Annotated in this window: 10 protein-coding genes; 7 read left to right on the forward strand and 3 right to left on the reverse strand. The window is 72.5% G+C overall.

What is annotated here, in order from left to right; translation table 11 throughout:
* Positions 1-14: 14 nt before the first annotated feature.
* Positions 15-455: a pyridoxamine 5'-phosphate oxidase family protein gene (locus ACPPVT_RS01170; RefSeq protein WP_426564671.1), complete on the forward strand. Its 441-nt coding sequence runs from the start codon at positions 15-17 to the stop codon at positions 453-455.
* Positions 456-464: 9 nt separating this feature from the next.
* Here ACPPVT_RS01170 and ACPPVT_RS01175 read toward each other — a convergent pair whose 3' ends face one another.
* Positions 465-2,813 (reverse strand): heterodisulfide reductase-related iron-sulfur binding cluster, encoded by a 2,349-nt coding sequence (locus ACPPVT_RS01175; protein ID WP_426564673.1) that lies wholly within the window; start codon positions 2,811-2,813, stop codon positions 465-467.
* A 248-nt stretch (positions 2,814-3,061) separates the two neighbouring features.
* On the reverse strand, positions 3,062-3,835 hold the full coding sequence (locus tag ACPPVT_RS01180; RefSeq protein WP_426564675.1) for an IclR family transcriptional regulator: 774 nt from the start codon (positions 3,833-3,835) through the stop codon (positions 3,062-3,064).
* An 11-nt stretch (positions 3,836-3,846) separates the two neighbouring features.
* Between ACPPVT_RS01180 and ACPPVT_RS01185 the strand changes: the two genes are divergently transcribed.
* The 3 genes from ACPPVT_RS01185 (at position 3,847) to hutU (ending at position 7,956) form a co-directional block, all read left to right on the forward strand.
* Positions 3,847-4,566: a maleylpyruvate isomerase family mycothiol-dependent enzyme gene (locus tag ACPPVT_RS01185; protein ID WP_426564677.1), complete on the forward strand. Its 720-nt coding sequence runs from the start codon at positions 3,847-3,849 to the stop codon at positions 4,564-4,566.
* A gap of 98 nt (positions 4,567-4,664) precedes the next feature.
* Positions 4,665-6,239: a histidine ammonia-lyase gene (hutH, locus tag ACPPVT_RS01190; protein ID WP_426564679.1), complete on the forward strand. Its 1,575-nt coding sequence runs from the start codon at positions 4,665-4,667 to the stop codon at positions 6,237-6,239.
* A 43-nt stretch (positions 6,240-6,282) separates the two neighbouring features.
* Entirely contained in the window at positions 6,283-7,956 is a 1,674-nt protein-coding gene (gene hutU / locus ACPPVT_RS01195) for a urocanate hydratase (protein WP_426567249.1), read from the forward strand.
* Here hutU and ACPPVT_RS01200 read toward each other — a convergent pair.
* Positions 7,953-8,423, reverse strand: coding sequence for an aminoacyl-tRNA deacylase (locus tag ACPPVT_RS01200; protein ID WP_426564681.1), 471 nt, complete (start codon positions 8,421-8,423; stop codon positions 7,953-7,955). The genes hutU and ACPPVT_RS01200 overlap by 4 nt on opposite strands.
* Before the next feature lie 24 nt (positions 8,424-8,447).
* On the opposite strand from ACPPVT_RS01200, the gene ACPPVT_RS01205 reads away from it, so the two are divergent.
* The 3 genes from ACPPVT_RS01205 to hutI are packed head-to-tail and all read left to right on the forward strand — an operon-like array spanning position 8,448 to position 12,126.
* Positions 8,448-9,635 carry an allantoate amidohydrolase gene (locus ACPPVT_RS01205; RefSeq protein WP_426564683.1) on the forward strand — a complete coding sequence of 396 codons (1,188 nt, stop codon included), beginning with the start codon at positions 8,448-8,450 and terminating at the stop codon, positions 9,633-9,635.
* Complete coding sequence (locus ACPPVT_RS01210; RefSeq protein ID WP_426564685.1) at positions 9,632-10,951, forward strand: formimidoylglutamate deiminase; 1,320 nt, start codon at positions 9,632-9,634, stop codon at positions 10,949-10,951. Before ACPPVT_RS01205 ends, ACPPVT_RS01210 begins: the two co-directional genes overlap by 4 nt.
* Positions 10,948-12,126 (forward strand): imidazolonepropionase, encoded by a 1,179-nt coding sequence (gene hutI / locus ACPPVT_RS01215; protein WP_426564687.1) that lies wholly within the window; start codon positions 10,948-10,950, stop codon positions 12,124-12,126. The genes ACPPVT_RS01210 and hutI overlap by 4 nt, the downstream gene beginning before the upstream one ends.
* Positions 12,127-12,214 lie beyond the last annotated feature (88 nt).

Consider the following 12,214-nt stretch of genomic DNA (forward strand, 5'->3'; position numbering starts at 1 on the left):
TAGGGTTGTCTGCCATGACGGTCGCCGACCCCCGAGATCCGCTGCAGCGCAAGCAGGACGTGCTGTACCGCCTGCAGCACGACGTCGACCTGTGGGTGGCCACCGCCTCGGCCGAGGGAACTCCGGCGATGGTGCCGCTGTCGTTCTGGTGGGACGGCCGGGCCCTGTGGCTGGCGACCCTCCAGGGCGGTGTGACCGGGCGAAACCTGGCACGCGGCAACGCCAGGGTCGCGCTGGGGCACACCCGGGACGTCGTGTTGCTCGACGTGCAGGTCGACGTCACCAAGCCCGACGTCGCCGCGTACGACGCGTTCGCCGCGCATACCGGCTTCGACGTCCGTGACGCCGACGACTACACGTACTTCCGTGCGGTGCCCACCCGGGTCCAGGCCTGGCGGGAGGAGAACGAGCTGGCCGGGCGTTGGCTGATGCGCGACGGCGCCTGGCTGGTCTGACGCCTCAGCTCAGGCGGGCGCGGGCGCCGGCTCGACCAGGGGCTGCGGGTCCTGACCGCGGCGGATGGCGGCGAGCAGCATCTGCGCGACGTCCACCACCTCGACCTCCTCGCGGGCCGAGCCGTCGGCTTGCTGCGCGGCGAGCCCGTCAGTCATCATCACCCGGCAGAACGGGCAGCCGATCGCGATCTTCTCCGCGCCGGTGGCAACGGCCTCGGCGGTGCGGTTGGTGTTAATCCGGGTGCCGAGCGTCTCCTCCATCCACATCCGCGCACCGCCTGCGCCGCAGCAGAACGAGCGCTCCTTGCTGCGCTCCATCTCGCGGTACTCCACGCCGGGCAGCGCGCCGAGCAGCTCGCGCGGTGCCTCGTAGACGTTGTTGTGCCGGCCGAGGTAGCAGGGGTCGTGGTACGTGATCGGGGTGCCTGCCGCGGTCACGCCGTCCTTGGCCGCCGTGGCGTCGGCGGACGGCGCGATAGGCACCAGCCGCTTGTCACGGACCAGTCGGTTCAGCAGCTGGGTGTGATGCACGATCTCGTAGTTGCCGCCGAGCTGCGGGTACTCGTTGGACAACGTGTTGAAGCAGTGCGCGCAGGTGACGACGATCTTCTGCGCCCCCAGCTCGTTGAGCACCTCGACGTTGGGCTGCGCCAGCATCTGGAACAGGAACTCGTTGCCGGCCCGGCGGGCCGGGTCGCCGGTGCAGGACTCGCCGTCACCGAGCACCGCGAAGTCGACGCCGGCGGTGTGCAGCAGCTCGGCCACGGCTCGCGTCGTCTTCTTGGCGCGGTCCTCGAACGCCCCCGCGCAACCCACCCAGAACAGGTACTCGACGTCGGCCAGGCTCTCGACGTCCTGCCCGACCTGCTTGACCTCGAAGGGCAGGTCCTTTGCCCAGTCGAGGCGTGCGCGAGGGTTCATCCCCCACGGGTTCTGGTTGTTCTCCAGGTTCTTGAACAGTCCGCCGAGCTCGCTGGGGAACGCCGACTCGATGAGCACCTGGTAGCGGCGCATGTCGACGATGTGGTCGACGTGCTCGATGTCCACCGGGCACTGCTCGACGCAGGCGCCGCAGGTCGTGCAGCTCCACAGCACGTCCGGGTCGATCACCCCGAGCCCGGCCGAGCCGTGACCGTCGGGGTTGTAGGCGCCCAGCATGTCCGGCGCGTCACCGGAGTCATAGCCCGTCGCGCCGATCAGCGGTCGCTCGTGAGCGGCGCGGACCTTGGCGTCGAACTCCGACAGCTCGGGGGTGACGCCCTCGAGCGGCTGGCCGTTCTTCGCAGCCAGGAAGGTCGGCTTGGCCAGGGCCTGCAGGTAGGGCGCCTTCGCGTGGGCGTGGTCGCGCAGGGCCATCATGAGCAGCTTCGGTGACAGCGGCTTGTCGGTGTTCCAGGCCGGGCACTGGCTCTGGCAGCGACCGCACTCGGTGCACGTGGTGAAGTCGAGCAGGCCCTTCCAGGTGAAGTCCTCGACCTTGCCCACGCCGAGCGGCGCGTCCTCGTCGAGCTCGTCGATGTTCTCGAAGTCGACCGGCTGGCCGTTGACCGCGATGGGCTGCAGCGCGCCCAGGCTGGTGCGGCCGCCCGCGTGACGCTTGAACCAGATGTTGAAGAACGCCAGGAACCGGTGCCAGGCCACGCCCATCGTCGGCTGGAGGGCCACCGTGATGAACCAGGCCATCGAGATCAGGATCTTGACGGTGGCGACCACGATGATCGCGTTCTCCAGGCCGTCCTGGGTGAGGGCGTCCCCGGTGCCAAGGAAGGACGTCGTGGGGAAGTGCAGCCGGGTCGCGGTGTCGACCCCTTCGGTCTGGCCCAGCCAGTACTCCAGGAAGCGCAGGGTCAGCACACACAGGACGACCCCCAGGATGGTCGCCTCGACGTAGTAGGCCTGCCACCAGGTGGACCCGAAGAACCGCGAGCGGCGACCGCCGGCCTTGGCGAACCGCGGGTGGTTGCGCTGCCGGATCGCGATCAGCACCAGGATGCCCACGAGGCTCAGCCAGGCGATCGCCTCGACCGCCCACTCGTACACGACGAAGTGGCCGATCAGCGGCAGCGCGAAGTGCGGGTCGAACACCTGCCCATAGGCGGTCACCAGCGAGAAGAACAGCACCCCGAACGAGACCATCACGAACCAGTGCGCGGCCGCGACGACCGGTAGCCGCGCCATCCGGGTGTGCCCGAGGAACTCGCGGAACAGGGTCACGGTGCGCGTCGCGGGGGCGTTCGCGCGGCTCGGGTCCGGCTGGCCGACCCGGACGCGGCCGGCGATCGTCGCGACCGTGCGCGCGAACAGCGCGACACCGATGACGGTGGCGACGATGACCAGGACGGCGGCGACGACCTGCATGGGTCCTCCGGTTCGGCGGTGAACGGGTGTCGAACGGTGTCGAACGGCGTCGATCGGCGTCGACGTGCGCGGTGCCGAGGCTAGTGCGCTGCGCCCGACGACGGCGGTGCAGGCAGTCTACTGGCGAGTAACTTCGGCGGCCCCGCGATGTGACGAGTCCCACCGACAGGACCGGATGGGCTCCGGACAAGCAACTGAGCACAGGGGGAGCGGCGCGAGTGCATCCGCTCCTGTTCGTAGAACGGGGCTCAGCTGCTGGGGCGGCCGCCGATCCGGCGGCTCAGCGTGTCGGACACTTCCCGCAGCCGAGCCGCGAGCGCCGAAGGGTCCGCCTCGGGGTCGTCCGCGGCGTAGGTGATGGCCAGCCCCGCCGCCGGGTGCCCCGCGTGGTCCAGCACCGCGGTCGCGACGCTGGCGAACCCAGGGGTGATCTCGCCGTCCTCCAGCGCGTACCCGCGGGCCCGGACGTCCGAGAGCAGCCCGCGCAGCGCCGACAGCGACGCCGGACCGATCCCGTGCCGGTGCACGAACGCGCTCCGGTCCGGGAACAGCGCCCGCACCTGCGCGGCGGGCAGCGCGGCGAGCATCGCCCGGCCCGAGGCCGCCAGGTGCGCCGGCAACCGGACCCCGACGTCGGTGACCAGCGGCGGTCGTCCCTGGCCGCGTTCCTCGACGACGTAGAGCACCTCGCGCCCGTGCAGCACGGCCAGGTGCGCGCTCTGCCCGACGGTGTCGACGAGCCGGGCGAGCAGCGGGCGGGCGAGCCGGGCCAGCGCGTCCTGGTGGGTGTACGCCGAGCCGACCTCGAAGGCAGTGACACCCAGCCCGAACCGCCGCTCCTCCGGCAGGTGGACGACGAAACCGGCCTCGGTCAGCACGGCCAGCAGGTGGTAGGTGGTGGACCGGGGCAGGCCGAGGTCCGCGGCGATCCGGCCCGCGGGGAGCGGGCCCGCGTGCCTAGCCAGGTGGGTGAGGATGGCTAGGGTCTGCTCGGCGGCAGGCACCCGGGTCGCGCCGCTCACGGGAGGACCCGATGTACGGAGCTCTGTCCACCGAGCAGTACCTGGACGCCACCGCAGCCGGTGCGGGCGCGATGACCGACGCGCTGGCCAACCACCCGCTGGACACCCCGGTGCCGTCCTGCCCCGGCTGGGATCTCGGCGACCTCGGCGGACACCTGGGCGTCGTGCACCGCTGGGCGCTGGACTCGCTGACCTCGAGCTCCCCGCCGGACGAGGGACCGCCCGGCCCCCGCGAGGAGCTGGCGTCCTGGTACGCCGACAGCGCCGACGCCCTGCTGGCCGCGCTGCGCGGCACCGACCCGGACACCGCCTGCTGGGGATTCGGCCCACGGCCGCGCACGGTCCGGTTCTGGCTGCGCCGGCAGGCGCACGAGACGTCGATGCACAGCTGGGACGCGCTCGTCGCAATCGGCCGCGAGCCGAGGATCGACGCCGACGTCGCAGCTGACGGCGTCGACGAGGTGGTCTCGGTGTTCTACCCGCGGCAGGTACGGCTGGGGCGCCGTCCGCCGCTGGGGGTCGCGCTGGCGTTCAGCCCGACGGACGCCGGTGGCCCCGCCGTACTCGGTGAGGGCGAGGCGGTCGCCTCGCTCAGCGGTCCGGCCGAGCTGCTGCTGCTCGGGCTGTGGCGGCGGCGCGACTGGGGTCGTCTGCTGGACGACGGTCTGGTGCGGCTCGACGGCGACGCCCCAGCGGCCCGGGCCGTGCTCGCCCAGGCGCACACGCCGTAGCCGTCGCATGCCCGGAGCCTAGACCGAATCTGGGATCCCAGACAGAACTCACTGCCGCGGCATGGTTCGCGGCCCGCGTTACGAGTCCAATGGACTGCATGACCGAGACGCTGAGCCGCCCCACCGCCGACACCACCCAGATCACCGTCGGGATCGGCCCGATCGCGCCGTCCGACGTGGTGGCGGTTGCCCGGCACGGGGCCGGGGTGCGCCTCGGCGACGACGCGCTCACCGAGATCGCCCGCACCCGCGCCGTGATCGAGGCGCTCGCGGACGACGTCGAGCCGCACTACGGCGTGTCCACCGGCTTCGGCGCGCTGGCGACCAAGCACATCCCCACCGAGCGTCGCGCGCAGCTGCAGCGCAGCCTGGTCCGCTCGCACGCCGCCGGCTCCGGCGCCGAGGTCGAGCGGGAGGTGGTGCGCGCGCTGATGCTGCTGCGGCTGTCCACGCTCGCGACCGGGCGGACCGGCGTCCGACCCGTCGTGGCCACCACCTACGCGGCGATCCTGGACGCCGGGATCACCCCGGTGGTGTACGAGTACGGCTCACTGGGCTGCTCCGGCGACCTGGCACCGCTCGCGCACTGCGCCCTGGCACTGATGGGCGACGGTGCGGTGCGCACGGCCGACGGCGAGCTCAAGGACGCCGCGGATGCGCTGCGCGAGAACGGGATCGAGCCGGTCGAGCTGGCCGAGAAGGAGGGGCTGGCACTGATCAACGGCACCGACGGCATGCTCGGCATGCTGGTGCTGGCGCTGGCCGACCTGCGCGAGCTGCTCGTCGTCGCCGACATCGCGGCGGCGCTCAGCGTCGAGTCGCTGCTGGGCACCGACGCGGTCTTCGCCGACGACCTGCAGGCGCTGCGGCCGCACCCGGGGCAGGCGGCCGCCGCAGCCAACCTGCGGGCCGTGCTGACCGGCAGCGCGATCATGGCCAGCCACCGCGGCCCGGAGTGCACCCGGGTGCAGGACGCCTACTCGCTGCGCTGCGCACCGCAGGTGCATGGTGCGGCTCGCGACACCCTCGAGCACGCCGCCACCGTCGCCGGCCGCGAGCTCGCCGCTGCGGTGGACAACCCGGTGGTCACCCTGGACGGCCGGGTTGAGAGCAACGGCAACTTCCACGGCGCCCCCGTTGCCTACGTGCTGGACTTCCTGGCGATCGCGGTGGCGGACGTCGCCTCGATGAGCGAGCGTCGCACCGACCGGTTCCTGGACGCCTCACGCAACCACGGGCTCACGCCGTTCCTGGCCGACGATCCCGGCGTGGACAGCGGTCACATGATCGCCCAGTACACCGCCGCCGGCATCGTCAGCGAGCTCAAGCGGCTCGCCGTGCCGGCCAGCGTGGACTCGATCCCGAGCAGCGCGATGCAGGAGGACCACGTCTCGATGGGCTGGGCCGGCGCCCGCAAGCTGCGTCGGGCGATCGACGGGCTGGGTCGGGTCATCGCGATCGAGGTGCTGACGGCCTGCCGCGCGATGGACCTGCGCGCCCCGCTCGAGCCGGCGCCGGCCACCGGGGCGGTGCGCGACGCCCTGCGTGCGGCCGGGGTGGCCGGGCCGGGCGGCGACCGCTACCTGGCCCCTGAGATCGAGGGCGCCGTCCAGGCCGTCGTCGGCGGCGTCGTCCGGCGCGCTGCCGAGTCCGCCACCGGGCCGCTGGCCTGACCACCCGCAGTCACGAGCGAGAAGGAGACCAGACGACATGGCGATGGACGGAGCACGACCGGTCCGGGCGAACCGCGGCACCACGCTGACGGCGCGCAGCTGGCAGACCGAGGCGCCGCTGCGGATGCTGCAGAACAACCTCGATCCCGAGGTGGCCGAGCGCCCGGACGACCTGGTCGTCTACGGCGGCACCGGCCGCGCGGCGCGCGACTGGCGCAGCTACGACGCCATCGTCCGCACGCTGACCACGCTGGGGGACGACGAGACGCTGCTCGTGCAGTCCGGTCGTCCGGTCGGCGTGATGCGTACCCACGAGTGGGCGCCGCGGGTGCTGATCGCCAACTCCAACCTGGTCGGTGACTGGGCGACCTGGCCGAAGTTCCGCGAGCTGGAGCGCCAGGGCCTGACCATGTACGGCCAGATGACTGCGGGTTCGTGGATCTACATCGGCACCCAGGGCATCCTGCAGGGCACCTACGAGACGTTCGCGGCGGTCGCAGCCAAGCGCTTCCACGGGACGCTGGCCGGCACGCTGACCGTCACCGGCGGCTGCGGCGGCATGGGTGGCGCGCAGCCGCTGGCCGTCACGCTCAACGGCGGTGTCTGCCTGGTGGTGGACGTCGACGAGTCCCGGCTGCGTCGCCGGGTCGAGCACCGCTACCTGGACGAGGTCGCGAACGACCTGGACGACGCGATCGCCCGCTGCGAGAAGGCGAAGCGCGATCGGACCGCATTGAGCGTTGGACTCGTCGGCAACTGCGCGACGGTGCTCCCCGAGCTGCTGCGCCGTGGCATCGACGTCGACATCGTCACCGACCAGACCAGCGCCCACGACCCGCTCAGCTACCTGCCCGAGGGGGTCGACCTGGCGGACTGGCACGACTACGCCGACGCCAAGCCCGAGGAGTTCACCGACCGGTCGCGGGCCGCGATGGCCAAGCACGTGGAGGCGATGGTCGGGTTCATGGACGCGGGCGCGGAGGTCTTCGACTACGGCAACTCGATCCGGGACGAGGCGCGGCAGGGCGGCTACGACCGCGCGTTCGCCTTCCCCGGCTTCGTTCCGGCCTACATCCGGCCACTGTTCTGCGAGGGCAAGGGCCCGTTCCGCTGGGCGGCGCTGTCCGGTGACCCGAAGGACATCGCGGCCACCGACAAGGCAGTGCTGGACCTGTTCCCGGACAACGACCACCTGCACCGGTGGATCCGCGCGGCCCAGGAGCGGGTGGCGTTCCAGGGCCTGCCGGCCCGGATCTGCTGGCTCGGCTACGGCGAGCGTGACAAGGCCGGTCTGAAGTTCAACGAGATGGTGGCCAGCGGCGAGCTCAGCGCGCCGATCGTGATCGGCCGCGACCACCTCGACTGTGGCAGCGTGGCCTCGCCGTATCGCGAGACCGAGGCGATGGCCGACGGCAGCGACGCGATCGCCGACTGGCCGCTGCTGAACGCGTTGGTGAACACGGCGTCCGGGGCGAGCTGGGTCTCCATCCACCACGGCGGCGGGGTCGGCATCGGTCGGTCCCTCCACGCCGGTCAGGTCAGCGTGGCGGACGGCACCGAACTGGCCGCGGCCAAGCTCGAGCGGGTGCTCACCAACGACCCGGGCATGGGCGTGATCCGGCACGTGGACGCCGGCTACGACCTGGCCGACCAGGTGGCCGGCGAGCTCGGCGTCCGGGTGCCGATGCGCGAAGGCATCGGCAGCGAGGGGTTCTAGTCCGTGACGGGTTCCGTGACGTCCGCGACCTGGGCGTCCAGCGCTCGGATCGCGTCGTCCGCCTGCACGACGACCCCGACGCCGTGCGCGCCGGCGCCGAGCGAGATCTCCTGCCCGACGACGGACTCGTCCACGATCACCGGCCACGGCCGGGTCGAGCCGAACGGGGTGATGGTGCCCCGCTCGTACCCGGTCGCGGCGAGCGCGGTCTCGGCGTCCGGCATGGAGATCCGGTTCACCCCGAGCAGGCTGCGCAGCTTGGGCCAGGAGATCTCGCGGTCACCAGGCACCAGGACGAACAAGAAGTCGTCGTCCGCGCGACGGACCACGATGCTCTTCAGCAGCGCCCGGGGTTCGATGCCGCGGGCTGCGGCCGCCTCCTCGAGTGAGCGCACCCGGCCGTGCCGGACGACTCGGTACTCGATGTCGGCGGCGTCCAGGGCGGCCAGTGCCCGTTCCTCGCTCATACCTGCGCACCCTACGGTGGGCGGGTGAGCAGCTTCGAGCGGTGGTGGTCCGAGATCGAACCGGTCGGTCGTTCGGCGGCCGGCGGGTACCGCCGGTTCGCCTGGACGGCTCAGGATGCTGCGCTGCGCGAGTGGTTCACCGGTGCCGCCGGCTCGCTCGGTCTGGACGTCGTCACCGACCGCACCGGGAACGTCTGGGCCTGGTGGGGTGACCCGGACGCCGACGGCCCCGGCGTGGTGATCGGCAGCCACCTGGACTCGGTGCCGGAGGGTGGCGCCTTCGACGGTCCGCTCGGCGTCGTCTCGTCTCTCGCTGCGGTGGAGGCGTTGCAACGCAAAGGGTTCCAGCCCCGCCACCCGATCGCGGTCGCCTGCTTCGGCGACGAGGAGGGCGCGCGCTTCGGGATCGCCTGTGCCGGCTCGCGGATGCTCACCGGGGCGTTGGACGCCGACAAGGCCCGTGCGCTGCGCGATGGCGAGGGAACCACGATGGCCGAGGCGATGACGGCGGCCGGGCACGACCCGGTGCACGTCGGCCGCGACGACGAGGCGCTGCGCCGGATCGGCATGTTCGTCGAGCTGCACGTCGAGCAGGGCCGCGGGCTGGTGGACGTCGACTCCGCGGTCGGGGTGGGCAGCGCGATCTGGCCGCACGGCAGGTGGCGCTTCGACCTGGCGGGCCGGGCCGACCACGCCGGCACGACCCGGCTGGCCGACCGGACCGACCCGATGCTGGACCTGGCGACCCTGATCCAGGCTGCCCGCGCTGCGGCCGAGCGGTACGACGCGGTGGCGACGGTGGGCAAGGTGAGCGTGAATCCCAACGGGGTCAACGCGATCCCGTCGTCCGTCACCGCCTGGCTGGACGCCCGCGGGCCGGACGAGGTGGACGTGCGCTGCCTGGTTGCGGACCTGGCCGACGCGCACGGCCGCCCACAGGAGGAGTCCTGGACGCCGCGCACCCCCTTCGACTCCACGCTGACCGCCAACGTCGTGCACGCCCTGGAGGAGCGCGGCGAGCCGGTGCCGGTGCTGGAGACCGGCGCCGGTCACGACGCCGGAGTGCTGAGCCTGGCCGGTATCGCGACGTCCATGCTCTATGTGCGCAACCCGACCGGCGTCTCGCACTCCCCGCTCGAGCACGCCGAGACCGACGACTGCCTGGCCGGGGTCGAGGCCCTCACCCACGTCGTGCAGAGGTTGGCGCAGTGACGACCTGGTGGTGCGAGCATGCCTGGCTGGATGACGCACCGGTCGCCGGTGTGCGGGTGGGCCAGGAGTCCGGCGTCATCACCTCGGTCGAGACCGGCGTCGCCGCCGAGCCAGATGACGAGCGACTGACCGGACTGGTGCTGGCCGGGTTCGCCAACGCGCACTCGCACGCGTTCCATCGCGCCATGCGCGGGCGGACCCACGACGAGGGCGGCACGTTCTGGACGTGGCGCGAGCGGATGTACCAGGTCGCCGGCCGGCTCGACCCGGACAGCTACCTCGCGCTGGCCCGAGCCACCTACGCGGAGATGGCCCTGGCGGGCGTCACCTGCGTGGGCGAGTTCCACTACCTGCACCACGGCCCGGGCGGCACGCCGTACGACGACCCGAACGCGATGTCCCAGGCGCTGCGCCAGGCCGCGGCTGAGGCCGGCATCCGGATCACCGTGTTGGACGCCTGCTACCTGGCGGGGGGCCTGACGCCGGAGGGGCACACTCGGCCGGATGCTGTGCAGCAACGGTTCTCGGACGGCTCGGTGAGCCGCTGGGCGGCTCGGGTGGGCGACCTGCGTCCGGACGACGGGCTGCGGGTGGGTGCGGCGATCCACTCGGTACGGGCCGTGCCGAAGATCGAGCTCGGCGAGGTGGCCTCGGCGTTCCCCAACGCGCCACTGCATGCGCACCTGTCGGAGCAGTCCGACGAGAACCTGTCGGCGTTCGCGTTCTACGGGCTGTCGCCGTCCGAGCTGATGGCCGGCGCGGACGCCCTCGGCTCGCGCAGCACCATGGTGCACGCGACGGTCGCACCGCACATGGAGCTGCTCGGCAGCACCGGCACGAACGTCTGCATCTGTCCGACCACCGAGCGTGACCTGGCCGACGGCATCGGGCCGGCGCGGCTGATGGCCGACCATGGCAGCCCGCTGTGCCTGGGTAGCGACCAGAATGCGGTCATCGACCTGCTCGAGGAGGCTCGGGCGATGGAGATGCACGAGCGACTGTTCACCTTGGAACGCGGGGTGTTCGCGCCGTCGGAGCTGGTGTCGGCACTGACCCACCAGGGGCACGCGGCGCTCGGCTGGCCCGAGGCGGGACGGATCCAGGTCGGCGCCGTGGCGGACCTGGTGGCGGTCCGGCTCGACTCGCCGCGCACTGCTGGAGTGGCTGCGGCGCAGGCGGTGTACGCCGCAACAGCCTCCGACGTGGTCACCGTGGTGCAGGCCGGCCGGGTCGTCGTCCGGGACGGCGAGCACGTGCTGGGTGATGTCGGGCGGCTGCTCACCGAGGCGATCGAACCGTTGTGGGAGAACGCATGAGCACCGTGCTGGTGACCGGGATCGCCGAGCTGGTGACCAACGACGCCAACCTCGGCGACGGCAGCCCGCTCGGCATCGTCGCGGACGCGGCGCTGGTGCTCGAGGCCGGTCGGGTCGCCTGGGTCGGTCCGGCGACGCAGGCCCCGGACGCCGACATCCGGCACGACCTCGCCGGGCGCGCGGTCATCCCCGGCTTCGTGGACTCGCACAGCCACCTGGTCTTCGCCGGCGACCGGGCCCGCGAGTTCGAGGCGCGGATGACCGGCACCCCGTACGACGGCGGCGGTATCGCCACCACGGTGGCCGCCACCCGAGCCGCCTCCGACGAGCTGCTGCTGGCCCGGACCCGCGCGCTGGTCGCCGAGATGCGCGCCCAGGGCACGACCACGATCGAGGTGAAGAGCGGCTACGGGCTGACAGTGGCTGACGAGGCGCGCAGCCTGCGGGTGGCCGGCGAGGTCACCGGCGAGACCACGTTCCTGGGGGCCCACGTCGTCCCAGCCGGCGCCGACCGGGCCGACTACCTCGCGCTGGTCACCGGCCCGATGCTCGCCGCCTGCGCGCCGCACGCCCGCTGGGTCGACGTCTTCTGCGAGCCCGCCAGCAAGCACGCGTTCGACGGGGACGAGGCACGGCGGGTGCTCACCGCCGGCATCGCCGCGGGCCTGCTGCCGCGAGTGCACGGCAACCAGCTGTCGGCCGGGCCCGGGGTCCGGCTCGCGGTCGAGCTGAGCGCGGCCAGCGTGGACCACTGCACGTACCTCACCGAGTCGGACGTCGAGGCGCTGGTCGGCGCTGCGCCGCAACCGGATCGGTCGGGCACGGTGGCGACTCTGCTGCCCGGCGTCGAGTTCTCCACCCGCTCGCCCTACCCGGACGCCCGCGCCTTGCTGGACGCCGGGGTGGTCCTCGCGCTGGCCACCGACTGCAACCCGGGCACCTGCTTCACGTCGTCCATGCCACTGGTCGTCGCCCTCGCTGTCCGGGAGATGGGGATGTCGCCGGCCGAGGCGGTCTGGGCGGCGACCGCCGGCGGTGCGCTGGCGCTGCGGCGCAACGACGTCGGGCACCTCGGCGTGGGTGCCAGGGCCGACCTCGCGGTGCTGGAGGCGCCGACATACCGCCATCTGGCGTACCGTCCGGGCATGCCGATCGCCAGAGCTCTCGATCTCTGAGTCCGGACGGCGGCCCATGTCGGCAGCTACGCGTCGCCGGTGACGCGTTGCTGCCGGGTTAACGCCAGGACCAGCAACGGTGTGTACT

Source organism: Angustibacter sp. McL0619 (assembly GCF_049994355.1).
In the GTDB taxonomy this organism is placed as follows: domain Bacteria; phylum Actinomycetota; class Actinomycetes; order Actinomycetales; family Angustibacteraceae; genus Angustibacter.